Here is a 25,942-nt window from a genome sequence, read left to right on the forward strand (position 1 = left end):
GCGCCATGTTACCCGAAGGATTTCAAATTCGTCCGTATCGCGCGACCGACGCGGATGCGGCTTACCAGGTTTGCCTGACCACTGGTGACAGCGGTGGTGACGGTACGCACCTTTATCGCGACGACCCCCGGGCGCTGGGCAACATCTTCGTCGGCCCGTATCTCCATTTTGAACCGGAACTGGCGTTTGTGTTGGCAGACGCGCAGGGAGTCTGCGGTTACGTGCTGGGCGCGTTGGACTCGAAATCGTTCTACCAAAAGTTCGCGGAACAATGGCTCGCGCCGCTGCGGCGGCAACATCCCGAACCAACCGGCGATCCGGCCGCATGGACGCCCACGCAAAAACTTTATTACCAGTACTACCATCCCGACGTCGTTTGTCCCGAGCCGTACGCGGAATATCCTTCGCACCTGCACATTGATTTGATGCCCCGTGCCCAGGGTCGCGGCATGGGCAACGATCTGATGCGCGTGCTGTTGTCCGCGCTTACGGCGCGGCGGACGCCGGGCGTGCATTTGGGCATGGCGCCGGAAAATGCGCGGGCCGAAAAGTTTTACAAAAAACTCGGTTTCTACGAGCTGCAACGCACCAGCGATACACTCTATCTCGCCCGCCGGCTCCCGTAAAATCACTGCGGGCGGATTTGGAAGAGTGGCGTTGCGTGAGCCTGCGGGGTTGAAATGCGGGGCGCGGTTGGTCACTCTGACGCCGCCTAAATTGACATAACCGAGAAACGCAAATGGCGATCAAGCAGTTGGACCCGGAACAAATTCGCACCTGGACCTTGGAACAGAAGGACCGGTGGTGGTTCGAGAACGTCTGGCGCGGCGACATGCCGCAACTGACCCTCCGCTCGGCGCTCACCGGCATGTGCCTGGGCGGGGTGCTTTCCCTGACCAATCTGTACGTGGGCGCCAAGACCGGTTGGACGCTCGGCGTCGGCATCACTTCGGTCATTCTGGCGTTCGCGTTGTTCAAGGCCCTGTCGGCGCTCAAGATCGGTTCGGAATACACCATCCTCGAAAACAACTGCATGCAATCCATCGCCACGGCGGCGGGGTACATGACGGCGCCGATGATTTCGAGTCTCGGCGCCTACATGCTGGTGACGGATACCGTCATTCCCATGGCCACCACGATGATCTGGATCATCGCGATCGCCGTGCTGGGCGTGCTGTTTGCCTTCCCGCTCAAGCGCCGCTTCATCAACGATGAACAACATCCCTTTCCCGAGGGCCGGGCGGCGGGCATCGTCATGGATGCGTTACATTCGGGCAACGCGGCGGACGGAATATTCAAAGCGAAGGTGTTACTGTCAGCGGGCGGATTGGCGGCGCTGGCCAAGTTGCTGCAAAGCCAGGCGATTCTGGAAAAGCTCAAGCTGGGTTTTCTCCTGATCCCGGAATACCTCGACGGTTGGATTTATAAATTCACCTCGCTCAAAATCGGCGGGGTGGAACTGCGCGAACTGACCGTCCGGCCCGACACGGATTTCGTCATGATGGCGGCGGGTGGTTTGATGGGGATCCGGGTCGGTATTTCGTTGCTGATCGGCGCGCTCATCAATTACCTGTTGCTCGCCCCCTGGGGCATTGCTCTCGGAGACATCGTGGGGCAAACGGGCGCCGACGGCGTCACGCATTACGGTTTCCGCGCCATCACGTCGTGGGCGTTGTGGGGCGGCGTGGCGATGATGACGACGGCCTCGCTGATGGCGTTCTTTGCCAAACCGCAAATTCTGTTCAGCGCGTTTCGCGGCCTGTTCCGCAAAGGTCGCGCGACCGATCACGACGTGCTCCGCCACATTGAACTGCCCATGCGCGTGTTCGTCATCGGCATTCCCATCGTCGGCACGATTGTGGTTTTGCTGGCGCATTACTTTTTCGACGTGAACGTCTGGCTGGGCATCATCGCTGTGCCGCTCGTGTTCGTCTTCACGCTCATTGGCGTGAATTCCACGGCGTTGACTTCCATCACGCCAACGGGCGCGATGGGCAAGCTGACCCAATTGACCTTTGGCGCGCTGGACCCGAAGAACATCAAAACCAACCTGATGACCGCGGGCATCACGGCCGAGGTGGCCGGCAACGCCGCGAACCTGCTCATGGACATCAAACCCGGTTACATGCTGGGCGCGAAACCCCGCCAACAGGCCATCGGCCACGTGCTCGGGATTTTCGCCGGTGCGCTGATTTCCGTGCCCGTATTCTATTGGGTGTTTCTCAAGGGCGGTCCGTCCGAGATGATTCAAGAACAATATCCCATGCCCGCCGTGAGCATCTGGAAGGCGGTCGCCGAGGTGCTGACCGAGGGTCTTTCCAATCTGGCCATGTCCGCGCGCTGGGCGGCGCTCGTAGGCGGTTTGCTGGGGCTGGCGCTCGAAGGTCTCCGGCTCGCCACGAAAGGGCGCTTCTGGCTGTCGGGCGTCGGGGTGGGACTGGCGGCGGTGATCCCGTTCAACACCTGCCTCGCCATGTTCCTGGGCAGCCTGTTTTTCTGGCTGGCGGAACGCGCCTTCAGAAAACCGGAATCAAAGGCCAACCGCATCATCGTGCAAAACCAGGAACCGATTTGCGGCGGCGTGATTGCGGGCGGCGCCCTGACCGGCATCGCCGTGATCCTCATCGAGAATTTTGTGTTGTCATCCTGAACCGGCGGCGTGAGCCGCTCAGGTGCGGAAAAAGTGGCATATTCGTATCTTGCCAATTCGCCCTTGGTGGCTACCGTGACCTGCAAACAGACCAACACCACGACGATGATGATGACCAACGGTTATGGGAGGACTGAATGAAAAAAACATTTCTCATCTGGGCTCTTCTTTTAATGAGCGCTTTCTGGTCCGTCGATGCAGACCAATTAAAACCAAAGAAAGTTTCAACAGCTCTCGCCAAAGGAGAAATCATCTCATTTGCACTGATTCACCAATGGGAAAAAGCGGTGAATAAGGACATCATTTTGAATGAGAAGGATAGAAATGTGCTGTCCAAGATCTTAAAGTCCGGCCACGAGTTAGTGTTTCCACCAGATGTTTATGTCGATTTTGTAGAGCATAAGTTGGTGCTTAACTATTGGGTTTATAAACCTGACTCGGGCGGGCTTGCCGAGCATTCGGTCGCAATTACGGAGGATTTTGAGCTTTTGTGGCATGATTTGCCTGCCGAATCCATGAGGGAACTAAAATTATTACTGGAGAACAAAGGAATCAAATTCCGACTCCACAGCTAAATGAACTCGCGAACCAACCAGCGCACGGCCATCACCAACGTGGACAGTTCCCGCCGGGTCTATCAATACGACAGCCTCGGGCAGATTGACGTTGTCTTTGCGAGCAGGCCCGCGATGGCGTGACGGCTGGCCTTGGTTTTTCGCAGCCGGCATGACAGCGCGGGACGGCGAGCGGGCGGGCGGGCGGGTTTCGTTTACTGGCTTCGCAAACTGTCGAGAACGGTTGCGTCCTTGACGGTGAACATCAGTCGTCTTGAAGCGAGCGGCGCCGAAATCGCGGGGGCAGCAATCACTTTGTTGCGACAAACAATTAACAGGCGCTTCCCGAAATTGTCTTCGGTTAAGCCCTTCAACTTCGCAGCATCCTGGTCGCTCACGACGAGGATGACGGTTTGCTCGCCGGGACGTCCACTGCCGCTGCTTCCGGCGAACACTTTTGCTTCGAAGGCCATGGCGGGAGAGGTTTTCAAATCACTGGCGTCTGCGCTTCCCTCTGCATCAACAGTGGTCGCCACATTTGTCAGATTGTCAGTCGCAAGAAAAACCTGAAAGGACTGCTCTCTAAATGAACCCTGAGAGCCTCCGGCTTGGAGAGTCTTACCTGTCATGCCGGTAACGGGAGCCCATCTCACCACGCGCCCGTCTTTGATATCAATGCCGAAGCCTGTGAGATATGGACTTTGTTGATGCTTGACTTCAAAAGGAAACATGTAGGTAAGTAAAATCGCGCTTTCCGCTACGTTCACCGCCGACCCTGGCAGTCCAAATTTGTTTGTAACTTCCGCAAGGCTCATTCCTGGAGTAATCAGGCTGGTCAATTCAGCTTCAGTGTAAACTTTGGAAGGCCGAGACGGATCAACCAGTATTTCAGACTCGGAAGACTTTCGATGGCAGCCCGAAGCACCTATGACGGCGAAGAAAAATAAAAGTAGTAATTTTCTGTTCATAATACGTCTTGCCGTGCTCATTGTGCGTCCCGGTATTGCGCGCCGGGATGGCCTTTCGCCAAATCGGCAGCGTGCGCCGCGATCTTGTAGGCGATGACCCCATCCTTCACGTCCTTCTTGTTCGGCAGGCCGAGGTGTTCCTTGGGCGTGACGTAGCAAAGCATCGCGCAGCCGGTAGCCCGTGCGGCTCGCACCCAGCCAATCATCGTCGCGCCGATGCCGTTGGTGATGCGGTCATAGCCGGGTGCGATGTTCATGGTTTGAGCCGTTTGAAAATCAGATCCACGGGCGCATTGTATGCGCCGCACTTTCACTGCGCAATCTGATGGCGAGCTCGTGATTGAGGCGGCCCGCCTCAATCCGCAGGCGAGTCGTCCGCGCTACCCTGCACGCCTTTGGCCTACGCGCGCTTGGTGAGTTCGCCCTGCGCTTCGATCTCGCCGAATTGCTTGGTGGCCGTCCGCAAGGACTCGTTGGCGGCGGCAATCGGGCCGTCTGCCTGTGCCGACACGGCAGGCAGGGATCGCAGGCCGTCGCGATGCTGGCAATGATGCAATTCAACTGGGGTTAAACTGCTCAAATTCAACTCACGTCAAAAATTCTTTATAAACCGAAGCTAACTGGCGCGGGCAGCTTCCAAAAGCAAAGAAGGCTCGGGCCAGTCCACGAACGTGTTCCCGACATAGAGTCCGCGCTCATATTCGGCGCAAAAGTTCATCATCGCCCACAGCGCCTCGTCTTCACTGGTTGCCAGAACACGCTTCAAGAACACAACATCATCATCCGGCATGTCGGTTTTGCTCCAAGTGTTGTCGTAGGCTTGAGCGTAATCATCGAGTGCCCGGCATCCGAAGCTCTCCTCTCCGCAGAGGACATCGGTTAATTGGGTTGGCTCAATGTAAACGCGGTTCATTGCAAATCGTTGCCCGTAGTTTAGCTGCGTGGTGAAGGCCGCGTCAATCTGGTAGTTAAACTCCGTGCTTCAAAAAAAACTCGGCCAACGCATCGCCGCACTCCGCAAAGCGCGAAAGCTCACACAAGAGCAGATGGCGGAGGCGCTTGGCTGTTCGGTTGAGTTCATCAGCCTTGTGGAGCGCGGTATCAATGCGCCCTCGGTGGCTGGCTTGGAGAAGTTTGCCAAGGTGCTCAAAGTCGAGGTCAAGGAACTGTTCACCTTCGAGGAGAAGAAGCGATGAGCAGCGAGTATTTTCAGCGATTGAAGGCGACGTTGGATGGTGTCGTCGCGACCTTGACCGCAAGAGGTATCGAGAAACGCCATCTGACGTTTGGCGGAGAAGGCCCAAAGCCGACTCAGAAGCCACGCGTGCCGACGGATGCGCGTTCGGAGTTCTTGGCGAATCGAGCGATGGGCGATTGGGCTGAACGCATGTTGACCGGTGCTATTCTGACCGCGCTTTCAGAGTTCAAAGTCACGCAGTATGGGAACACCGACCGCATTGCAGCGGGGCATCCAGATTTCAAGGCACGTTATCTCGCCGGTTTGGAGGAGACACGAATTTTTGGGAAGCGACCCGACCTGCTTCTGTTTCAGTCAAATGTTGCTGTGGATACGGACTTGTCGGAACGAACGCACGCGGAAACCGAACCGATGGTAAAGCGCGCAGTTGCGACGATTGAAGTGCGGTCGAGCAAGTTCGAAGCGTTGAGATACATGGCGGTTCGACAAAAGCAGCGGGACGGCGGAAACAAGAGTGGACGCGAAACCCCGAGTTTCACGGTGAAGGTTGAAGACCTCGTGATTGTCTATCGCTGGCTGGAGAGGCATCGCGTTCCGCAGACATATTGCCAAGTGTTCTTTGACTCCGTGTTTGCCATCAACTTCCTCGACATCTTCGCGGCCCTCGCCAGTGGCGAGGGCTACTCAATCGAAACTCCGGCCAAGAGTCAGGAAAAGGCAACCATCATGATTCCGATTACGCGCGGCTTGCAGGTTGGAAAGGCAACGAGTCTGCCGACGTTTGCCGCAGAACACCGCGTCACGGAACTGGGGCGGCACGATGCGTATGTCGTCCCGCAGGGCGGCGGGTTTGAACTTGATGCTGCTGTGATGAAGAAGGTTCTTCTGGCTGACGGCTGACTCCCGCCGCAAAGTCGAAATAGCGCTTCACCAATTCGTCAATCTGCGCCGTCCGTTCGTTCAGTGGTAGCGCCTCCAATCTGGCTAGTTTGTAGGCCAGTTCGTTTGCTTCTGCCCGATTCAGTTTTGGCATCGCCGGGCAAGGCATGTCTTCAACATCTTTGGGTTCGAGCTTGTTCAGCCCGTCACCGTAAAATCGGTTCACCTTCGAGAATGATTGCCGCCCCAGACTGCTGTTGAGGAAAAGCGTCAGCAGCGGCGCAAGCGGCTCGTATCCCGTTTTCGCGTAAAGGCCGTGGAAGCAGGTCAGGTTCTTCGCGCCGGAAGTGTTCAGGATGAACTTCACCGATTCGCGCGAAAACACGGCCACCCAGATGTCTGCCACGGCTCGGTTCTCGGGCAGATACCAAACAGGCCTATGACTCGGCAGATGCCGCTTCGGAATTCCCTGCTGCTCGCCAAGTTCAAGATAGCGCGTGAGGCTCTGTCCATTCCGCGAGGGATTGAGAAGAAAACATCGCCGTTCGCGAGTAACTAGCGCCTCAAACTTGTTGCGCGTGAACACCAATCCATCCGCATCCACGGCTTTCGTGATGCACGGCTCGACGTGTGCCTCCGTCAGGCGATGCTCCCGCATTTCAGCCTGGTTGAGGCAGAAATAATCGTTTGCTCCGGTCGCAATGCCCCGTCGGCAATAGAAGTAATCTCCAACACGCTTCGGAAACAGAGTCGAATCAGCCTGCCCTGATCCGTTGAGAAGCAGGTTCAGCCACTTCTTGCGTGGATTGAGTCTCGACAAGTCAAGGCAATCGCCACCGTCTCCTGACAGAGCACCAGAGCATATCTTGCTGACGAAACCCTCCGCCGCTTGCAGTGAATCAACTCGCTTAACCCAAGCTGGTGCTTTTGCTGATCGAGCTTTCTCCAGAAACACAATCGCGCTCGTTGTCAGCGCATCCGCAAAAAGACTTAGGGAGGGTGCAAAGACCACAAGCGCCACCGGACGAATAGCCCGCACCAGTCGCTCTTTGATTTCTTCGCCAAAGTTTGCGTTCAGAAATTCAGCCGGAAGAATGACAGCGGCGCGGCCATGCGGCGCGAGGTCTTCCCAAATCTTCAGCAAGAAAAGCGCGTAGAGATTCGTGAGCCGGTCGAGCGGAGTGCCGAGGCGCTCCTCGAAATAGCGCCAGTCTTTCTCCGAATAATCAAGCCGATGTGCCTTTACGTAGGGCGGATTGGCGATGATGCCGTTGAACAGCCCAGCCTCGGACTTGAGATAATCCGCCAGAATCAGCTTTGTGCCACGCGGCGCGGCAGCTTTCGCTCGTTGCAGGGTTTCGATGTCGCACTCAACACCAACCAAGGTTGCTTCCGAATTCAGTCGGCGACACGCTGAGAGCAATCCTCCCAAGCCCACCGCCGGATCAAGCACAGTGCGTGGCTTGGCCGACATCACCCACTTCGCCATCAATCTTGCGATTGGCTCAGGCGTGCCGACCTGGCCAAGCTGCTTTGTATCCCGCTGCCACGACTCGATTGATGCCGCCAAATCCGCTTCGCCTGTGGCAACCTCCACAGCGTTCGGCTCGTAGTAGAGCGACATGAAGGTTTGGTTGTCGCGAAGCTTCATTGCCGAAACTATGCCAGCAGTTTAACTACGGGTCAACTCCGGCGTGAACTGGCCGCGCCAGTCCCGCAACGCGGGATTGCTCCGCGTCTGGTTGACGACATCCAGCTTTTGGCGGTCAACGGTTTTCATATTGGTCACAACTCGCCCAGCCTGTTCGCTCAGAATAGTGCCTTCCCAGTCGTTTTGACGTATGTAATCAATCCCGCCGCCATTAGCGCAGTCGTGGCCGAAACTACAAACCCGATGAACATGCCGAGAGTCAAAACTCGGGCAAGAAAGCGCGATGGCGTTGACCAAATTGCTTGTGGGCCGGAAGCGCCATCGAGAAGGTCGTCAATCTCCGTCACATTGTTTTTCTTCATCGAAGCCTTGGCTGTGGACTTCATCCAAAGTCCGCCGAGGATTGGCTTTCTGCCTTTCCCATTCGGATTCACCTTCGAGTGATACAACGCATAACGAAGTGCCGAATACGCTATTCCGACTACCACGCACGAGCCAAGCAACCACCACGCAGTCCTTTTCAGCCAGTCGAGGTTCGCCGGCGTCGCTTCGAGCGCCAGAAGAACCATTACAACCGAACAAGCGAGAAAGATAATTCGTTTCGCCATGCCCGGAAGGTCTGCATCCGCTGGACGCCACTTTTCCAACGGGCCTGCCCACAACAAAATGATTGCCCCGCCTGCGGCCATAATCGTCGAAACAATCGCGACGAGTGGCGCAAACACTCCGTATTCGGAAGCGGCGGCAAGTATCATCAGAAATAGGTTGTTACAGCTTTGTAGTCGGGTGGAATCCGAAACACTTGCGAACGCGGCGTGCCGGAAGGATAAGTTGGGCCTTTGCCCTGAAACACGTAGCGTCCAGCGAGCAATGAGTTTTTCACTGGAAAACTTGGCGACCCAAAATTCAGGAAATGGATGAAGTAGGCGTGCGAGAACTCGATGGTAAGACCGGAAGTATTGCACCACATCTCGACGCTCAAGCCACCGCCGGGCGACCAAGACGACGGCGGTGGTGGACCACCAGAACGTCGCCTTCCACCTCCACTCCCGGCAATCCGATATGCGAGGAAATCTCCAAGTCCATTTTGAAGGCGCTCCAAGACATTGTCTGCCGACTCCATGCTGATTCCTTCGTTTTTGCCGTATGCGCGTAGGTAGTCTCGATATTCTTCAAATAGAAATTCAGGTGGAAACGGAAAATGCCGACGAATCCAACGCCACGACCGAAACGGCCGTGGGAATGGCCAATCGAACGGCAACGACATCGGAACTGTCTCTCCTTGCTCGTCATCACCGATTCTCACGCAAGGCATACGTCCATCAAAGTTGCGCGCGAGTTCCCACTGCCAAGCGAATTCTTGCATCACGAAGGTCACGTCATGCAACGGGGCTTCAACCCCGAGTTGTCGCGCGTGCATTTCGAGCGAGACCGTTTCGCGGGACTCTTCGCGCGGAGGACCGTGAAAGTCTTTGACCGTTAGGGAGGCTAGATTTCGACCAAGCTCTTGGCTTTCCTCGTCTGGGCGATAGTCATTATCAGGCATAATTTTGATTGGTTCGCATTTGGCTTACGGCGGGGAATCATATTTCTCACACGGTGGCAAAACAAGCTTCGTCACGCCTCATGCCCGATTCACGCCTTCGCGTAAAGCTCGCTACCTTTCTCCGTGAACTCGCGGGATTTTTCTTCCATTCCCTTTTGCAACGCGGCTTCGCCAGAGATTCCTTGTTCCGCGGCAAACTTCCGCACGTCTTCGGTGATTTTCATGGCGCAGAATTGCGGGCCGCACATGGAACAGAAGTGCGCACTCTTGGCGCCTTCCTGCGGCAGGGTTTCATCGTGGAATTCACGCGCGGTAACGGGGTCCAGCGCCAGGTTGAATTGGTCCTCCCAGCGGAACTCAAACCGGGCCTTGGAAATGGCGTTGTCCCGGTATTGCGCACCCGGATGGCCTTTGGCCAGGTCGGCGGCGTGCGCGGCGATCTTGTAGGCGATGACGCCGTCTTTCACGTCTTTCTTGTTCGGCAGGCCAAGGTGTTCCTTGGGCGTGACGTAGCAGAGCATCGCACAGCCATACCAACCGATCATCGCCGCGCCGATGCCGCTGGTGATGTGATCGTAGCCGGGCGCGATGTCCGTGGTGAGCGGCCCGAGCGTGTAGAACGGCGCTTCGCCGCACCATTCGAGTTGCTTGGCCATGTTTTCCTCGATCATGTGCATGGGCACGTGGCCGGGGCCTTCGTTCATCACTTGCACGCCTTTGGCCCACGCGCGTTTCGTCAATTCGCCCTGTACTTCGAGTTCGCCGAATTGCGCCTGATCATTGGCGTCGGCAATGGCCCCCGGACGCAAGCCGTCGCCGATGCTGAAGGAAATATCGTAGGCGGCCATGATGTCACAGATGTCGTCCCAGTGGGTGTAGAGAAAATTCTCCTGATGATGGGCGAGACACCATTTGGCCATGATGCTGCCGCCGCGCGACACGATGCCGATCATGCGGCTCGCCGTCAGCGGCACAAAGCGCAGCAACACGCCGGCGTGAATGGTGAAGTAATCCACGCCCTGCTCGGCTTGTTCGATAAGGGTGTCGCGGTAAATTTCCCACGTGAGGTCCTCGGGCCGACCGTTGACTTTTTCGAGCGCCTGATAAATCGGCACGGTGCCGATGGGCACGGGCGAGTTGCGCAAAATCCATTCGCGCGTGGCGTGGATGTTCTTGCCGGTGGACAAATCCATCACCGTGTCCGCACCCCACTTGGTGGCCCAGCGCATTTTTTCCACTTCCTCCTCGATGCTCGACGCGACGGCGCTGTTGCCAATGTTGGCGTTGATCTTCACGAGGAAGTTGCGCCCGATGATCATCGGTTCGGACTCGGGGTGATTGATGTTGTTGGGGATGATGGCGCGGCCGGCGGCGACTTCGCTGCGGACAAACTCGGGGGTGATTTCGGCGGGGATGCGTTGGGGAAAGCGAGTGAACACCGAAGGCGTAAACGAGGATGGAGGATGGAGGGTGGAGGATTGAGCCGAACCGACGTGCTGTTTGTGAAGGTCGTTGCGGATAATATCGCGGGACAAATCCGCCAGCTTCAATCCGCCATTCTCCAGTAGCGCCCGACCCATGTTCTCGCGGATGGCGATGAATTCCATTTCCGGCGTGATGATGCCGGCGCGGGCGTATTGCAGTTGAGTGACAACTTTACCGGGTTTGGCTCGAAGAGGGCGGCGCCGCGGCGCGGTCAATCCTTCCAAGCGATAACCGGTCTCGTCCTGGCGGCGGGCGTTGGAACTGGCGCGATGATTGTCAGACAGATATCCGTCGTCAATCGGCTGCACTTTGCGGCCCTCGTATTCCTCCACATCGCCCCGCTGCAGGATCCAGTCGCGCCGCAAGGCGGGCAGTCCCTGTTCCACAGTGCCCTGAAACTCGGGGTCGCCCCACGGCCCGGAAGTGTCGTAAACGCGCACCGGTTCATTCTTGATGGCTTTGCCGCTGCGGGAATGAGTGTCGGCCAGTTGGATTTCACGCAGGGGCACGCGCACTTCCGGGTGCGAGGCGCCGGCCACATAAACGCGGCGACTGTTGGGCAAGGGTTCACGACTGTGCGGTTCGAGGGAATCTTTCTTCGCGATCATAAATTCGTTTTGGTTGTCATTGGTGGCACGAACCCAGCCGGAAGGCGGAGGAAATTCCCTTCGCCGGCATTACCCGGATCAGGTTCGACGGGTCGTCTGCTCTGGCAAACCTCTCAGCCTCGTCACACGCGGCTCCCCGATTGGACTGAGAAACTCTAGGACGCCCGTTGTCACCGGTCAAGCTTGCCCGCAATTGGCGGTCTGAGCGTCAATCGTGTTTTCTCGCCCGATAAAATCAGCGTCAACTTACGAGCGGTCTCAGCGAATATCCCGCAACGGACGGTCGAATACCCAGGCAAGGCCGCGTTCCAAGCGTTCGGCCAGATGCTCACTGTGTTTGCCGGGTGGTTCGTAAAACGTGCAACGCGCCGGGCGGTGACGTAGTTGTTCATACATTTTGCGCGCGCCGACGTTAGCCTTGTATTCATCCTGCGTCGGGCCTTCGAGGTATATGGATTGAGCCGGAGCAAAAACATTCGCATCGCGCGTGATGAGCGTCAGCGGATCGTTATCCATCCAGCGTTGCCAAACGCGCTCACGGAAACGTCCCGCCGCGTCATAAAGCCACTCGAACTGACCGGGATATTCCGAGCCTCGAGGCGCATACGCTGCCGAGAGCCCGAGCGCATAACGCAAATCTCCGTCGCGCGGCAGCGGTATCGCCATTTGCCGAGCCATGCAGGCATTGACTTCGGTCAGCGTGGCGTTGGTCACTCCTGGCAGTTGCACCAGCGGCAGGTGCGAATCTTGAAAATCGGAATCAGGACTCAACGCCATCACCGCGTCAAACAAATCGTGGCGTTGCATGGCGAGTCGCAACGCGCCAAATCCACCGCTCGAATGTCCGGCGATGATGCGACGCGGCGGGCGATTGGTGATCGCGAACCGCGCTTCGAGGCGCGCGACAATTTCATTGCAAACGTAGTCCGCATAATTCCCCTGCGCCGGCGAATTGAGGTATTGGCTGCCGCCCCAGCGGTTGCGCCCGTCCACCACCACGAACCGCACGGGCGCTACTTCATCCGCAACCCGCTGGCAAAACGCCCGCCATTGATCGGCCTTTTCGATGAAGCGATCAGAGGAACTTCCGTAGCCCGGCAGATAATACACCACCGGCAAAGCGGTGGGGTTGGTGGCTTGATCGGGAATGAAAACCGCCACCCGGCGCGTGACGGGATCTTGCAGCGGATTGGATTGCAGCACGGTGCTGGCGAACTCGACCACTTCCAGCCTTGCGCTCCAGACCAGCAAAGGCCAGCCAAGCACCAAGGTCAGCACGAATCTAAAACTTAGGCAGCGAGCCGGAAACCATTTCATACGGCGGGATGGGAGAGGAAGAGGAAATACGCGACCGTGAAATAGATGACGATGCCGGTCACGTCCACAAACGTCGCGACGAAGGGCGCGGAGCAGGTGGCCGGATCGAGTTTGCAACGGCGCAACACCATCGGCAGCATCGCGCCCATCAAACTGCCCCACAGCACCACGCCGATCAGACTGCCGCCAACCGCCAAGGCCAGTTCAAAATGCGCCGCCCCGTAATCCTTGATGCCGATCCATTGCCAAGTGAGAATTCGCACCGCACCCAGCACCGCGAGAATGCAACCCAGCAAAAAGCCCGTGGTCAGCTCGCGACGAAACACGCGCCACCAATCGCGCAACAACACATCGCCCAACGCCATCGCGCGGATGATCAGCGTCGTTGCCTGCGAACCGGAGTTACCGCCGCTGGACAGAATCAAGGGCAGGAACACTGCCAGCACCGCCGCCCGTTCGATTTCCTTCTCGAAATAACCCATCGCCGTGGCGGTGAACATTTCACCGATGAACAACACCGCGAGCCAACCGGCGCGTTTGCGGACCATGTCAAACAAGCTCAAGCGCAGGTAAGGCGCGTCGAGCGCTTCCACACCGCCCATTTTTTGAATGTCTTCGGTGGCCTCCATTTCCGCCACGTCCAACACGTCGTCCACGGTGACCACCCCCACCAACACCTCATTGGAATCCACCACGGCCAGAATGGTGGTGTCGTATTTTTTGAACGCGGCCACGGCGGTTTCCTGATCTTCCATTGCCCGCAGAAAAATCCGCTGATTTTCCAACAACGCGGAGACGGGCGATTCCAACGGCGCCACCACCAGCTTGCGCAACCGCACGTAATCCACCAGTCGTCCCCGGCCATCCACCACGTAAAGCTGACTGATCGTTTCGCACTTGTCGGGTTGCCGCCGCAAATGCGCCAGGACCTCGGCCACCGACCAATCCTGCTGAATCGCCACGTATTCGGGCGTCATGCGGCGACCGATTGAATCGCGCGGATAACCCAGCAGTTCCGTGGCGATGCGCCGCTGCTCGGGCGTGAGCAAGTTCAACAACTTTTGCGTAATGGCGGCGGGTAATTCCTCCAGCAAAGCCGTCCGATCGTCCGCCGACAAATCATTCAGAATCTGGGCGACCTGTTCCGTGCCGAGGGCCTGCACGAGATTTTCCTGATCCTCGACCGGCAGGTTTTCAAACACCTCCGCCGCCAGATCGCGCGGCAGAATCCGCAACAGCACGGCCTCGTCATCCGGGGTCAAATCCGCGAGAATTTCCGCGAGGTCCTGCGCTGGAAAACCCGACAAGACCTCCCGCAACTCGTTGAAGTCACGTTTGCGAATCAACTCCTCCAGCTCAGGCTTGAGCAGCTTGCCAATCACAAAGCCTACTCAACTGTAAAACCGACCTTGGCGCAAAACAAAAGCGGCGGAACGCGGCGCCGCCAAGAAACCGCGCGGTCGGCTGGCTTTATTCCGGTCGCAATTCCAACACGCAGGCATCAGCAGCCGCGAGCTGGGGCGTGAGCACAATTTTCGCCTGATCGAACGCGCCAATTTTGCGGCGTCCGTTTTGATCAAGGCGATAAATATTTCCCGTCGGCGGCAAGCGGTGCCGCTGGTGATCCAGCGCGAGACGCGGCGTCGCGGGCGTCGCACCAATGTTGACCACCGCCACGGCAATCGCGCCCTCACGCGTCCGCCAGGTGGCGGCATGGATCAAGGGTTCAGACTGCTCGAACTCGCGGACACCGCCTTGTTGACCGGCGTAAATCGAGAGCCGCGACATCGGGGTTACCGTGGCGACGTCGGCGTATTCCGGTGGCGGCAATAATTGGCCGTGTAGCAGGTACGGCAGTGCTTGGGCGCGCAACCGCGCCAGTTTCAAAACAAACGCCAATTCCTCGGCCCGCTCCGTCAGTTGATTGGTGCGGAAATTGGCCAACGTGGGTTGTTGTCCCCAAATAAACGCCCGCGCCTGTTCCAGGCGAAACTGCGTCGCGAATTTCCGATCCAATAATTTCAACGGCTCCTGGGGAGCAAACTCCGCGGGCCATAACTCGTCGTAGGGCGGCGCGGTCAGCGACGAGTAGTTGCCGAAGAAAATCGCGTAGTCGTGATACACCGCGTGAAAAAACGGAATGGTCTCCCAACCATCCGCGCCGGCGTAGCGTTCGCGGCTTACCTGCAACGCCAACATCAGGTCCAGATGCGGCAGCCAGTTTTCGCCGCACCCCTCGCCCGCCAGCGCCGGACCGCCACGCACTTGATTTTGCTGACGGATGGCGGCAGCAAGTTTTTGGAAACCCTGCATCCAATACGTGCCGCTGCCCAACGAGTGACCGTGCGTCGGATCATAACAAGCCAGACTGGAGCACGCTTGATCCATGTAAATGCCGTCCACGTCCAATCCGCGAAACGCGGCGGTGGCGAGGCTGGCATATTTATGCCGCCAAAACTCCGTGCCCATGCACATCGAAGCGCAAGGCAGCTTGCTGAACGTGTTGTAAACTTCCGGATGAATCTGACCGTCGGTCGCCTTTACCGCAAAGCGCGCGGCGTTTTCGTTGGTCCAACTCGCTGTCGTCATGCCCCAGAGCCGTTGGTTCATGTACACAATCGCGCGCACGTCATGAGCGTGAGCGGTTTGCAACGCGGCGCGAAACGCCGCTGCGCCTTCACGGGGCGGCAGGTATTCCGGGAAACCGGTGTCGTAGGCGCAACCGTGCCACCAATGCCAGAAGACACTCACCGGCAAACCCAGCTCGCGTTGCAACGCCAGAGCCGGATCAATGACTCCCGGCGATGGACCGCGATTCCACACCCAGAGCGCGGTATTGGTCACCCACGCCGGCGCCAAGCTGTTCTGCAGCCGGCTCGCGCGCGCCCAAGATTGATTCGTCGCCCAGGCGCGATAACGCTCGGCCGCTTGAAACCAATCGCCACGAAAACTTCCCAGCACCACGGAATACGGCAGCTCATAACGCTGCGCCGGATTTTGCGCCGGCTCCGGGCGATGACGAATCTCCAAATTCAGATCGGCATTGGTCGTGGCAAACGCGGCAAAATCCTTCAGATAATCACCCGCGTCATCGCAGGCCAGATAGCAACCCACGCCCGACGCGCTGGTGAGCGCCAGACACTGCAAGGAAAGCAATCCCGGATAATGCCACTCCCAACGGCGCGGCGGGCCGGACGCCGGCGACAACAACGCGCGCGGATTCGCCGCTTGTTGTCCCATCCAAACCGGTACCGCCAGCCGCTCTTCGGGTTGGGGTTGCAGATTGATCAAACGCGGAAACCGGATCGCCGCCAATTCCAGTCCTTCATAATCCTCCACCGCCAGTTTCCAACGGCTCATCGGTTCGTTCGTATCAACAGCAACGCGAACCACCACCTTCAAGCGCGGCGCGGATTCCACATTAAAATCGCTCCAGACCCACTCCTGCGCGTCGGGACGGGCGCTGGTTCGCGACGTAAATGTGCGCGCCCGGGACGGTTGCAAAACGGGTATTTGACCGCCCGTAAATTCCAACTCCCAAAGCGCGCCGGCATTGGTGGCGCTCACAAAATTATGCCCGGACGCGCGATCCACCAATTCCACCAAGTGACCCAGACGCGGCTCGATCCCGATTTGCAACTGCGCGTTGCCGGTGCGAACGACTTCGGCAACACCGGAACGCGCGCAACAAATCGCCAGGCCCAGAGCCACACCCAGCCGCCATCCTCGAGCCAGGTTCACGTAACGATTGCGAGATATTTTCATCAGCCCGAGTTTGTTGCCAAAACCAGTCCGAAGCAATGCCGGCAAAGACCGCGCACGTTATCGCGACCGCAAACAAATACCGTCGAAGACCTAGCTTAAGGCTTGTTTAGAATCTGGATTTGTTGCGGTGCGTTTGTAAAAGAGTAGCCCGGCAGTTCAAGCGAGATCGTGGCGATAAGAAAGGAATTGGTGTACCGGTCGCCCTCCTCATCCAACGCATCCCATGTTTTCTCAATCATTCCGTTGGTGGTTGCGCCAGTTATCGTTTTCAAATGCCGTCCTTCAAGCGACTGCAATACAATCGTGTAGTTTGCATTTGATCCGATAAAGCTGGCGTAAAGAAGGGGACGGCGCGGATCGCCTACCGCGTAATAGGGATAATCTGGAAAGCGCAAAGCATTAGTGGATTCATACCGTACTATCGGCCCATAAAATCGCTGAAAATCATGCTTTGATTTTTGCCCCTGCACATAAAGTTGAAGTTGAAGCTCGTGCCAGCCCGGTGCGTCGTGCGTTGCATCCCACTCGATGAGGACATTGCCGTTCGAAGCGCAGATGATTTCTCGGTATTCACTCTTACCAGATCGTCCAAACTTATTTTGAGACGGGTCAATGTACAAGCTGACATATCCCACTTTTTTCAAAGCCACATAACTGACTGGCAACTCAAACTTTGTAATTCCATCAGCTTCCTCCAGCCCTGTTTTTGGCATCGTCAACAATTCGGCCATGGTTTGTGGCATTGAACCGTTGTTGGTGGTGCGAAGCAGTTCAACAATCGGTCGCCCACCGTAAGTAGGCGCACGGTTTTGCAGATAGCGCAGGCCCAGCCAGCAAATAAAGACTGCAATGATGGCAGGCATGACAACCATTTGGATGAATGTTCGTCTATTTTGCACGCGATGGGGAGTCGTTGTAGTCGAGAAGAAAGCCAGTTCGAGTTATCCCAGCGTAGCCAATAACCCTGACGTAGAAATTATTTTGCGAAACGTTGATGGTTTTTTTGCCTCCCACCATGAGTATTTATTTCTCGATGGAAAATTCAAATAGACTTTATCAAACGGTACCGGCGGCGACTTTTTGCTTGCGGCACGAATACAATCTTCCACCGGCCAAACCGCCAGGTTCACGTAACGATTGCGAGATATTTTCACCAGCCCGAGTTTGTTGCCAAAACCAGTCCGAAGCAATGCCGGCGACATCGAGTCGCCAGCGTACGCCGTCCCAAGTGTTCGAGACGTCTTACGGAAAATCTGATTGACGCTATCCGTCGCATCGCGCTACTGTCCTGACGTGAACGGAATGTTGAATCTGAACCTGCGGTTGGGCGCTCTGCTGCTGGAAAAAGCGGCGGTTGGGTTCTGATTGGTTCCAAAGTTTTTGAACCCCACTGCCAAAATGGCGGTGGGGTTTTTGTTTTGCCAAAACCACGTCCAAACGACATAAATCTACAAGCACATGCTGAAAAATCCGTCTCAGAAATATCGTCCGTTCCCGCCGGTGAACCTGTCGGACCGGCAATGGCCCAGCCGCATCATTACCGCGGCGCCGCGCTGGTGCAGTGTGGATCTGCGCGACGGCAACCAGGCGCTGGCCGTGCCAATGAACGTGGGTCAAAAACTCGAATTGTTCAACACGCTGGTCAAAGTGGGCTTCAAGGAAATCGAGGTGGGTTTTCCATCCGCCTCGAACACCGAGTTCACGTTCAACCGCCGGTTGATCGAGGAGCAGCGCGCGCCGGAGGACGTGTGGTTGCAGGTCCTGGTGCAGGCGCGGGAGGATTTGATCGAACGCACCATCGAATCGCTCGCGGGCGCGAAGCGGGTGATCATTCATCTCTACAACTCGACTTCGCCCGCGCAACGCCGTGTGGTGTTCGGCATGTCCAAGCGGGAAATCATCCAGGTGGCGGTGCGCGGCGCACAAATGATTCAGGACCGGCTGGAACGATTGCGCGGCACCGAGATCATGTTGCAATACTCGCCGGAGAGCTTTTCCGCCACGGAGGTCGAGTTCGCCCGGGAAGTTTCCGAAGCGGTCATGGATGTCTGGCAACCGACCCCGCAGCGCAAAATGATTTTGAACCTGCCGGACACGGTGGAGGTGGCCATGCCAAATGTGTACGCGGACCAGATCGAGTGGATCTGTCGTCACATCAAAAATCGCGATTCACTCATTGTGAGTTTGCACACGCACAACGATCGGGGCACCGGCGTGGCGGCGACCGAACTCGGTTTGTTGGCCGGAGCGGAACGCGTGGAAGGCACGTTGTTCGGCAACGGCGAGCGCACCGGGAATCTGGACGTGGTGGCCGTCGGCTTGAACCTTTACATGCACGGCATTGATCCGAAGCTGGATTTTACCAACTTGAACGCGGTGCGCGCGGTGTATGAGCGTTGCACCGGCATGACCGTGCCGCCCCGCCAGCCGTACGCTGGAGAATTGGTTTTCACGGCCTTCAGCGGCTCGCACCAGGACGCGATCAAAAAGGGTCTGGCCGAATGGGAGGACAAGCAGATTGAATTGCAATCGTCCACGTCCACCGGCGCGGCAAAATCCGAGTTGCAACACTGGGACGTGCCTTATCTCACGATTGATCCGCGCGACATCGGCCGCGAATATCGTGAAGTCATCCGCGTCAACAGCCAGTCCGGCAAGGGGGGCGTGGCGTATTTGTTGGAGAGCGAATATGGTATCGAGTTGCCGAAGGATTTTCAGCGCGAGTTCGGGCCGATTGCCAACCAAGAGGTGGATCGACTCGGTCGTGAGGTGAGTGGCGCGGAGTTAAAAGCCATGTTCTGGCGTGAATACATTGAACGCAATACCCCGTGGGAATTGCTCGGCTTCGAGACCGAAAGTCGAAATGGCGGCGTGAAGTGCAAAGCGCGGTTGCGGCGGGACGGCCAGACCGTGGAATTGACCGGCGAAGGGAACGGCCCGCTGGCGGCCCTGGTCAATGGGTTCGGCAAAGTCGGGGAGTTGCGCTTTGAGATCGCCAGTTACAGCGAGCACGCGTTGGGCGCCGGTGAAACGGCCAGCGCCATCGCCTACATTCAAATCAAACAGGCGGACGGTAAAACGCGGTGGGGCGCGGGGGTGGACACCAACATCGAACTGGCCTCCGTCCACGCCGTGCTTAGCGCTTTGAATCGCAGTTGAAGTTATTACGTCCATTATCCATGCGCTTACTTTGCTGCTTATTGGGTGGGTGGTTGATCGGAGGCATTGCGGCCACGACCCAGGCTGAAACCAATTCCCCAACCGCACTGCGGGTCATGACGTTTAATCTGCGTTATGGCACGGCCTCGGATGGCACCAACGTCTGGCCGAATCGTCGTCCACTCATACGCGAGTTGCTCACCAACGCCACGCCGGACCTCATCGGCACTCAGGAAGGGCTTTACCAACAATTGCGCGAACTGGCGCAGGACCTGCCGGACTACCAGTGGACCGGCGTCGGGCGCGACGACGGCAAAACCAAGGGTGAGTTCATGGCGATTTTCTATCGGCCCACCCGTTTGGAAGCCCTGTCCACCAACCATTTTTGGTTGTCGGGCACGCCCGAAGTGCCCGGTTCAACCACCTGGGGCAACCAGATCCGACGCATGGTGACCTGGATGGAATTTCGCGATCGCGTTACTGACCAGAAATTCTTTTTCTTCAACACGCACTTTGATCATATCGTCCAACTGTCCCGGGAAAAGAGCGCGGAGCTGTTGCGCCAACGGGTGCAGGAATTAAACACCCAGCTTCCAGTGGTCGTTACCGGTGATTTCAATGCCGCCGCCCAGCGCAACCAGGTCTATACGTTGCTCACCGAGGATGGATTTTTCTCGGACACCTGGCTCGTCGCGAAAGAGCGGGTCAATGACGGCGTCAACACCTTCAACAATTATCAGCCGCCCGTTTGGAAGGGAAATCGCATTGACTGGATTCTGACGCGCGGCCCGGTGAAGGTGTTGCGGGGCGAAATCCTGACGGCGCATCAGGAGAACCGGTTTCCGAGCGATCATTTCCCCGTAATGGTCTGGCTCACACTTTGAGCGTCCTCCCAATGAGCGCCACGAATTTTTTACTTTCAGTCTCGTCACGCAGCGGGTTTTACCATAAGTTTCAGTCGTTTTGTTTATGAAGATTCTTGCTTCGGCCTGGTTAATCTTTCTGACCGGCATGATGCCGAGTGCGTTCGGCCAGCCTTGGTCCATCGTGGCCACCAATTCCAGACCGCCCGTACCTGGCGTTCCCAATCCCGTCATACCCGTATCGCCGCAACCGCGCGTCATGCATCCGGCGCAAACGCCGCCATTGGTGAACCAGGTCCTGCCTGATGGTATTCTCGCGTTCGACGCCGAGAAAAAGGAGTATCACGCCAAGGCCGGCGAACAAAACGGTGCGTTTGTTTTCAATGTCACCAACATTGCCTCACACGAAGTCACGATTGCGCGCGTGCAAACCTCCTGCGGTTGCACCACGGCGAATATCCAGTTGCCAATGAAATTGGCGCCAAACCAGGTGGGCGAAATTCCGATCAATATGAATCTCGCCGGCAAATTCGGTAACGTCACGAAAACGGTCACCATCCATTCCGATCAGGGACAAAAGACGTTGCTGGTGACGAGCATCATCCCCGATCGGCAAACCAGCGCCATGACCATGGGGGCGAATCGCGAACGAAATCAGCAAATCGCCCTGGCGGATCGGCAGGCGGTTTTCCATGGTGACTGCGCGAGTTGCCACGTCGAACCGCTGATCGGCAAAACCGGCAAGGAACTGTACACCGCCGCCTGCGGAATTTGCCATGAGGCCGAACATCGCGCTTCCATGGTGACTGATTTGCATCGCCTCCCACCGCCCACCGATGCGGAGTATTGGCGCTTCTTCATCGTCAACGGCAAACCTGGCACCTTGATGCCCGCGTTCGCACAACCGCAAGGCGGACCGCTATCGGACGCGCAGATTGCGTCCCTGGTGGAATATCTGGTCAAAGACTTTCCCAGTTCGGCCAAAGGCCAGTAGCGCCGCCGCTCGCCTGAGCGATTCGTTCGACCCGCTCCCCGGGCGCTGACTTTAAGCTTTGGCGCTCCCGGTCGAGTGCGTATCGTGCGCCTGTGTCAACTTCGGATGACCATGCGGAGCCTCTCGCCGTCCCCATTACCAGCCTCTGGGGTATCGGCTCGGAACGCGCCCACTTGTTGAGCAAATTGGGAATCACCAGTATTGGCGATTTACTATTGCACAAACCACGGCGCTACGAGGATCGCCGCAAGTTTCTCACGATTCGCGAGCTTCAAATTGGCGAACCGGCCACGGTGCGCGGAAAAATTATCGCCGCCGGCGGCAAGAGCTTCCGCCGGGGCGCGCGGCGCATGTTCGAATGTGTTTTGGATGACGGCACGGCGCACCTCCATTTGCGTTGGTGGCAGGCTCAACCGTGGATGGAAAATTACTTCGTCCGCGATCGCGAGTTTCTGGCCTTCGGGAAAACCGACTCGCTGCGGCCCCGGACTTTTGAACATCCGGAAACCGAACTGATCGAGGCGGGCGACGACGATTTCATTCACGTCAACCGCATCGTACCGATTCATCCGTTGACTGAAGGACTGACTGCGCGCGTGATGCGCAGTCTCATCTGGCGCGCGCTCGAACATTACCAAGCCGCCATCACTGAACCCGAATGGAGGCAACTCCTCGATGCGCGTCTCCAGATCACTGCAACCCAGACGCCGCCCGCCTACGAATTGCCTGAATGGTCGCGCGCCCGAGCCATTCACCAACTGCACTTTCCCGATGAACTTGCGAATGCGGAAGCCGCCCGGCAAAGATTGGCGTTGGACGAATTTATCGCCCTACAACTGCAAATTCTGTCGCGCCGCAAAAATTTTGAGAGCAAGGCCAGCGCCCTGCCCTGCGCGGGTACCAACCGTCTGATCAAGCCGTTTCTGGCTTCGGTCGGCTTCAAACTCACCTCCGCTCAAACGCGCGTGCTCCGCGAAATCCGAACCGACATGGGCGGGGCGCATCCGATGCGTCGGCTCCTGCAGGGCGACGTTGGCTCAGGCAAAACGGTGGTTGCCGCCGCTACCGCCTTGATGGCTTTGGAGAGCGGTTTCAACGCCGCCCTCATGGCGCCAACCGAGATTCTTGCCACTCAGCATTTCCATCATTTTTCGCGTTGGTTCACTCCGCTCGGGGTCCGGGTGGAAATTCAAACCGGGGCGCGAAAATCATCCACAACTTCGGCAGCAGTGCCACCGTCTCATGCCCTGGAACGATCCAGCAAGCTCCCGACTTTATACGTCGGCACCCACGCGCTGCTGACTCAGGGTTTTAACCTGCCCCGGCTGGGCCTGGTGGTGATTGACGAGCAACACAAATTTGGCGTGACCCAGCGCGAGCAACTCGTGCGCAAAGGAAATTACCCTCATCTGTTGGTGATGACCGCCACGCCCATCCCGCGCACGCTGGGACTGACGCTGTACGGGGATCTGGACATTTCGATCATTGATAAACCGCCCGCCGGTCGCGGCACGATCAAAACTTTTTTGCGCAGCACCGAACGTCTGCCGCGCGTTTGGGAATTTCTCCGGCAGCAACTCCGCCTGGGGCGGCAGGCTTACGTGGTTTATCCGCGCGTCGAGGAAAACGCCGATGGCTTGAAAGCCGTCACCAAGGAATGGGACGGCTTGCGAAAAAGTCTCGCGCCATTCCGGGTGGGTCTGTTGCACGGTCGCCTCAAACCGGCTGAAAAAGAAAGCACCATGACCGCGTTCCGGGACAACACCATTCAAGTGCTGCTGGCCACTTCGTTGATTGAAGTCGGAGTGGATGTTGCCAACGCCACGGTAATGTTGATCGAAAACGCCGAGTCTTTTGGTCTGGCGCAATTGCATCAATTACGCGGGCGGATTGGCCGGGGCGCGCCGGACAGTTTTTGCATTCTCATTTCCGATGTTCTCGATCCTGCCACTCGAGAGCGATTGCAAACATTGGTGGAAACGACGGATGGTTTTCGCATTGCCGAAGCGGATCTGAAACTTCGCGGCCCCGGCGAATTATTGGGGCAACAACAAAGCGGCTTGCCGCCCTTCCGCTTTGGCTCTCTCGGTGGCGATCTGCCGCTGGTCCAACAAGCGCGTCACCTGGCTGCCGCAGTGCTCGCGGTCAAAGCAGCAAAAGATTGAGTCGCACCGCTGCTTTTTCCCATAATCTTTCGCGGCTATCTTCGTTATGAACGACGACCACATTATTTCCCGTCCACTTGTCAAAACCTTGGTTGGTTTTGGAATGGTTTGCGCCTTGCTCCTGGCCCCGGACCGCGTTGGCGCCGAGAGTATCCATACCCAACCACCCGCCTGGTTGAACCAGCCACTGCCCTTGGTGGATGCGCTCAATCTGGCGCTCAAACAAAACCGAACCATTCTGAAATCCCGTCAGGACCTGGAAGCCGCAACTGGCGTCTCGCTGCAAACCCGGGCCGTGATAATCCCGAAACTTCAATCCTCGGGCAGTTATACCGATACGGACCGACGGATGCTGGAAGCGTTCTATCCCGGCCAGGTAATTGATCGTCAGAACTGGAACGCCGACCTGCAAATCGTCCAATCGCTCTTCGAGGGTGGACGGATGATTTCCTCCCTGCGCGCCGCCAAACTCATCAAGGAACAGGCGTTTCTCCAACATCAAACCGTCGTGGCCGACACCCTGCTTGCCACCCGGATCGCCTATTACGACGTGCTGCTCGCTGGTCAGGAAATCGTCGTGCGCGACGCTTCGGTAAGTCTTTTGACCAAGGAACTCCAGGACGAGCAACACCGTTACGCCGCCGGCACGGTGCCGCGATTTAACGTCTTGCGCGCGGAAGTGGCCGTGGCCAACGCCCGCCCACCATTGATTCGCGCCCGCAATGCCCAACGCATCGCTCAGAACAATCTGGCCCAGTTGCTCGGTTGCAATTTACCGCGCGAAATGTGGGAGACAATTCCCATGCGGCTTACCGATAGCCTGGAGACCGCCCCCTTCGACATTCAATTATCGGTGGCCATCGCCCAAGCTCTGGAAAAACGCACCGAACTGGGCGTGCTCCGCAAGTCCGAGAAGCTGCGCCAGGAAGACATCATCAGCGCACGCAGCGAACGCTGGCCCCACCTGCAGGGATTCGCCGGCTGGGGCTGGCGCGATTCCAGTTTAACCACGGATTTGAGTGATAAAGTGGATGGCTGGCAGGTCGGCGTCCGCATGAACTGGTTTATTTTTGACGGTCTGGCCACGCGCGGCAAAGTGACGCAAGCAAAGGCCGCGCATGAAAAAAGCCTGGTGGAGATTGACGACACGAGCAGTCGCATCGAACTCGAAGTGCGGACGGCCTACACCGCGTTCGTCAGCGCGCGGGAAGTTTTGGAATCTCAGAAAAAAGTTCAGGAACAAGCGGACGAAGCGTTGCGCCTGGCCAAGTCCCGTGCTGAAGCGGGAACGGCGACACAATTGGACGTGCTCACCGCCGAAACGGCGCTGACCGAAGCGCGCACGACTCAGATTCAGGCCGAATACGACTACGCCGTGGCGGTGGCCAAATTGGAACGCGCCATTGGCGCATTCGGAAATGCAGAGCCGGAGTAAACCCTGGGTTTTAAGCCAGAACGATTCGATTGGAGCTTGGGTGGAACGGGCCAACTGCATCCTTCCGACTGAGCCAGATCACTCATCACATCCGCAAGACAAGCGCCCAACCTCCGCTCCTGATGACAACAGGCTCGCAATGTTCCTGACGTTGGGAGTTCGCAGTTCGTAGTTGGGTGGGAATTAAACTTGGTCAAACCGCACTTTAACTTTAGCCTGCCGTCATGGTTCATGTCGGTATTGGTTACGATGTTCATCAGCTGGTTGCGGGACGCAAACTGTTTCTCGGCGGAGTGGAGATTGCCCATTCCAAAGGGCTTGACGGTCATTCCGATGCAGACGCGCTGCTGCACGCCATTTGCGACGCGCTGCTCGGCGCGTTGGGCGAGGGCGACATCGGCCATTTTTTCCCCAACACCGACCCACGTTGGCACAACGCGCCCAGTCGCATTTTTCTCGAAGCCGTGGCCCACAAGATCGCGGAAACCAAGAGCCGGATTGTCAATGTGGACGCAACGGTGATCGCGCAAGCGCCAAAAATATATCCGCACGTCGCCGCGATGAAGAAAGGTATTGCCGGGGCGTTAAACATCTCCGAAGCGCAAATCGGCATCAAAGCCACCACCAACGAACAGATGGGTTTCATCGGACGCGAGGAAGGCATCGCGGCCATGGCGGTCGCCAGTGTGGACCGTCCCTGACCAT

The 25,942-nt window shown here is 57.4% G+C and carries 22 protein-coding genes, 1 pseudogene and 1 riboswitch; of the genes and pseudogenes, 11 read left to right on the forward strand and 12 right to left on the reverse strand.

The window, feature by feature from the left end; all coding sequences use genetic code 11:
* Positions 1–5: 5 nt before the first annotated feature.
* The 3 genes from M9920_04585 to M9920_04595 all read left to right on the forward strand — a co-directional run bounded on the left by M9920_04585 (position 6) and on the right by M9920_04595 (position 3,225).
* Positions 6–626: a GNAT family N-acetyltransferase gene (locus M9920_04585; protein ID MCO5051560.1), complete on the forward strand. Its 621-nt coding sequence runs from the start codon at positions 6–8 to the stop codon at positions 624–626.
* Between the two features lie 113 nt (positions 627–739).
* Positions 740–2,650, forward strand: a complete 1,911-nt coding sequence (locus M9920_04590; GenBank protein MCO5051561.1) for an OPT/YSL family transporter — start codon at positions 740–742, stop codon at positions 2,648–2,650.
* A 137-nt stretch (positions 2,651–2,787) separates the two neighbouring features.
* The gene (locus M9920_04595; protein ID MCO5051562.1) at positions 2,788–3,225 is read left to right on the forward strand and encodes a hypothetical protein; all 438 of its coding nucleotides are present in this window, start codon (positions 2,788–2,790) and stop codon (positions 3,223–3,225) included.
* A 194-nt stretch (positions 3,226–3,419) separates the two neighbouring features.
* Here the strand turns inward: M9920_04595 and M9920_04600 are convergent, their stop codons facing one another.
* The 4 genes and pseudogenes from M9920_04600 to M9920_04615 form a co-directional block, all read right to left on the reverse strand.
* Entirely contained in the window at positions 3,420–4,172 is a 753-nt protein-coding gene (locus M9920_04600) for a hypothetical protein (GenBank protein MCO5051563.1), read from the reverse strand.
* 26 nt (positions 4,173–4,198) lie between these two features.
* Positions 4,199–4,432, reverse strand: a pseudogene (locus tag M9920_04605) (phosphomethylpyrimidine synthase ThiC).
* A gap of 140 nt (positions 4,433–4,572) precedes the next feature.
* Complete coding sequence (locus M9920_04610) at positions 4,573–4,752, reverse strand: hypothetical protein (GenBank protein ID MCO5051564.1); 180 nt, start codon at positions 4,750–4,752, stop codon at positions 4,573–4,575.
* Between the two features lie 36 nt (positions 4,753–4,788).
* Positions 4,789–5,085, reverse strand: a complete 297-nt coding sequence (locus M9920_04615; GenBank protein ID MCO5051565.1) for a hypothetical protein — start codon at positions 5,083–5,085, stop codon at positions 4,789–4,791.
* 64 nt (positions 5,086–5,149) lie between these two features.
* Between M9920_04615 and M9920_04620 the strand changes: the two genes are divergently transcribed.
* Both M9920_04620 and M9920_04625 read left to right on the forward strand, forming a co-directional pair.
* The gene (locus tag M9920_04620) at positions 5,150–5,368 is read left to right on the forward strand and encodes a helix-turn-helix domain-containing protein (GenBank protein ID MCO5051566.1); all 219 of its coding nucleotides are present in this window, start codon (positions 5,150–5,152) and stop codon (positions 5,366–5,368) included.
* On the forward strand, positions 5,365–6,270 hold the full coding sequence (locus M9920_04625) for an AccI family restriction endonuclease (GenBank protein ID MCO5051567.1): 906 nt from the start codon (positions 5,365–5,367) through the stop codon (positions 6,268–6,270). Before M9920_04620 ends, M9920_04625 begins: the two co-directional genes overlap by 4 nt.
* Here the strand turns inward: M9920_04625 and M9920_04630 are convergent.
* The 8 genes from M9920_04630 to M9920_04665 form a co-directional block, all read right to left on the reverse strand.
* Positions 6,170–7,900, reverse strand: coding sequence for an N-6 DNA methylase (locus tag M9920_04630; protein ID MCO5051568.1), 1,731 nt, complete (start codon positions 7,898–7,900; stop codon positions 6,170–6,172). The two genes, M9920_04625 and M9920_04630, sit on opposite strands and share 101 nt — an antisense overlap.
* Positions 7,901–8,058: 158 nt before the next feature.
* Complete coding sequence (locus M9920_04635) at positions 8,059–8,655, reverse strand: hypothetical protein (protein MCO5051569.1); 597 nt, start codon at positions 8,653–8,655, stop codon at positions 8,059–8,061.
* Complete coding sequence (locus M9920_04640) at positions 8,655–9,446, reverse strand: hypothetical protein (GenBank protein MCO5051570.1); 792 nt, start codon at positions 9,444–9,446, stop codon at positions 8,655–8,657. The genes M9920_04635 and M9920_04640 overlap by 1 nt, the downstream gene beginning before the upstream one ends.
* 89 nt (positions 9,447–9,535) lie before the next feature.
* Positions 9,536–11,539 carry a phosphomethylpyrimidine synthase ThiC gene (gene thiC, locus M9920_04645; protein ID MCO5051571.1) on the reverse strand — a complete coding sequence of 668 codons (2,004 nt, stop codon included), beginning with the start codon at positions 11,537–11,539 and terminating at the stop codon, positions 9,536–9,538.
* Positions 11,540–11,577: 38 nt separating this feature from the next.
* Positions 11,578–11,688: riboswitch (TPP riboswitch) on the reverse strand.
* A gap of 109 nt (positions 11,689–11,797) precedes the next feature.
* On the reverse strand, positions 11,798–12,817 hold the full coding sequence (locus M9920_04650; GenBank protein ID MCO5051572.1) for an esterase family protein: 1,020 nt from the start codon (positions 12,815–12,817) through the stop codon (positions 11,798–11,800).
* A gap of 35 nt (positions 12,818–12,852) precedes the next feature.
* Complete coding sequence (gene mgtE / locus M9920_04655; GenBank protein MCO5051573.1) at positions 12,853–14,238, reverse strand: magnesium transporter; 1,386 nt, start codon at positions 14,236–14,238, stop codon at positions 12,853–12,855.
* An 88-nt stretch (positions 14,239–14,326) separates the two neighbouring features.
* On the reverse strand, positions 14,327–16,621 hold the full coding sequence (locus tag M9920_04660; GenBank protein ID MCO5051574.1) for a DUF6259 domain-containing protein: 2,295 nt from the start codon (positions 16,619–16,621) through the stop codon (positions 14,327–14,329).
* Positions 16,622–16,716: 95 nt separating this feature from the next.
* Entirely contained in the window at positions 16,717–17,484 is a 768-nt protein-coding gene (locus M9920_04665; protein ID MCO5051575.1) for a hypothetical protein, read from the reverse strand.
* A gap of 595 nt (positions 17,485–18,079) precedes the next feature.
* On the opposite strand from M9920_04665, the gene leuA reads away from it, so the two are divergent.
* The 6 genes from leuA (at position 18,080) to ispF (ending at position 25,938) form a co-directional block, all read left to right on the forward strand.
* A complete protein-coding gene (leuA, locus tag M9920_04670) occupies positions 18,080–19,780 on the forward strand; it encodes a 2-isopropylmalate synthase (protein ID MCO5051576.1) in 1,701 nt (566 codons plus the stop codon).
* 20 nt (positions 19,781–19,800) lie between these two features.
* Positions 19,801–20,664: an endonuclease/exonuclease/phosphatase family protein gene (locus M9920_04675; GenBank protein ID MCO5051577.1), complete on the forward strand. Its 864-nt coding sequence runs from the start codon at positions 19,801–19,803 to the stop codon at positions 20,662–20,664.
* 85 nt (positions 20,665–20,749) lie between these two features.
* Entirely contained in the window at positions 20,750–21,637 is an 888-nt protein-coding gene (locus M9920_04680) for a DUF1573 domain-containing protein (GenBank protein ID MCO5051578.1), read from the forward strand.
* Between the two features lie 92 nt (positions 21,638–21,729).
* Entirely contained in the window at positions 21,730–23,802 is a 2,073-nt protein-coding gene (recG, locus tag M9920_04685) for an ATP-dependent DNA helicase RecG (GenBank protein ID MCO5051579.1), read from the forward strand.
* Positions 23,803–23,848: 46 nt separating this feature from the next.
* Positions 23,849–25,237 (forward strand): TolC family protein, encoded by a 1,389-nt coding sequence (locus M9920_04690; protein MCO5051580.1) that lies wholly within the window; start codon positions 23,849–23,851, stop codon positions 25,235–25,237.
* 224 nt (positions 25,238–25,461) lie between these two features.
* Complete coding sequence (gene ispF / locus M9920_04695) at positions 25,462–25,938, forward strand: 2-C-methyl-D-erythritol 2,4-cyclodiphosphate synthase (GenBank protein MCO5051581.1); 477 nt, start codon at positions 25,462–25,464, stop codon at positions 25,936–25,938.
* The last annotated feature ends 4 nt before the right edge of the window (positions 25,939–25,942 follow it).

The organism is Verrucomicrobiia bacterium (assembly GCA_023953615.1).
Taxonomy (GTDB): domain Bacteria; phylum Verrucomicrobiota; class Verrucomicrobiia; order Limisphaerales; family JADLHS01; genus JADLHS01.

What these genes read in the sequence shown, in the direction of transcription:
- M9920_04585 (MCO5051560.1), top strand. Translation starts at nt 6, where the DNA reads ATGTTACCCGAAGGATTTCAAATTCGTCCGTATCGCGCGACCGACGCG.
- M9920_04590 (MCO5051561.1), top strand. Translation starts at nt 740, where the DNA reads ATGGCGATCAAGCAGTTGGACCCGGAACAAATTCGCACCTGGACCTTG.
- M9920_04595 (MCO5051562.1), top strand. Translation starts at nt 2,788, where the DNA reads ATGAAAAAAACATTTCTCATCTGGGCTCTTCTTTTAATGAGCGCTTTC.
- M9920_04600 (MCO5051563.1), bottom strand. Translation starts at nt 4,172, where the DNA reads ATGAACAGAAAATTACTACTTTTATTTTTCTTCGCCGTCATAGGTGCT.
- M9920_04615 (MCO5051565.1), bottom strand. Translation starts at nt 5,085, where the DNA reads ATGAACCGCGTTTACATTGAGCCAACCCAATTAACCGATGTCCTCTGC.
- M9920_04625 (MCO5051567.1), top strand. Translation starts at nt 5,365, where the DNA reads ATGAGCAGCGAGTATTTTCAGCGATTGAAGGCGACGTTGGATGGTGTC.
- M9920_04630 (MCO5051568.1), bottom strand. Translation starts at nt 7,900, where the DNA reads ATGAAGCTTCGCGACAACCAAACCTTCATGTCGCTCTACTACGAGCCG.
- M9920_04635 (MCO5051569.1), bottom strand. Translation starts at nt 8,655, where the DNA reads ATGATACTTGCCGCCGCTTCCGAATACGGAGTGTTTGCGCCACTCGTC.
- M9920_04640 (MCO5051570.1), bottom strand. Translation starts at nt 9,446, where the DNA reads ATGCCTGATAATGACTATCGCCCAGACGAGGAAAGCCAAGAGCTTGGT.
- thiC (MCO5051571.1), bottom strand. Translation starts at nt 11,539, where the DNA reads ATGATCGCGAAGAAAGATTCCCTCGAACCGCACAGTCGTGAACCCTTG.
- M9920_04660 (MCO5051574.1), bottom strand. Translation starts at nt 16,621, where the DNA reads ATGAAAATATCTCGCAATCGTTACGTGAACCTGGCTCGAGGATGGCGG.
- M9920_04665 (MCO5051575.1), bottom strand. Translation starts at nt 17,484, where the DNA reads ATGCCTGCCATCATTGCAGTCTTTATTTGCTGGCTGGGCCTGCGCTAT.
- leuA (MCO5051576.1), top strand. Translation starts at nt 18,080, where the DNA reads ATGCTGAAAAATCCGTCTCAGAAATATCGTCCGTTCCCGCCGGTGAAC.
- M9920_04675 (MCO5051577.1), top strand. Translation starts at nt 19,801, where the DNA reads ATGCGCTTACTTTGCTGCTTATTGGGTGGGTGGTTGATCGGAGGCATT.
- M9920_04680 (MCO5051578.1), top strand. Translation starts at nt 20,750, where the DNA reads ATGAAGATTCTTGCTTCGGCCTGGTTAATCTTTCTGACCGGCATGATG.
- M9920_04690 (MCO5051580.1), top strand. Translation starts at nt 23,849, where the DNA reads ATGAACGACGACCACATTATTTCCCGTCCACTTGTCAAAACCTTGGTT.
- ispF (MCO5051581.1), top strand. Translation starts at nt 25,462, where the DNA reads ATGGTTCATGTCGGTATTGGTTACGATGTTCATCAGCTGGTTGCGGGA.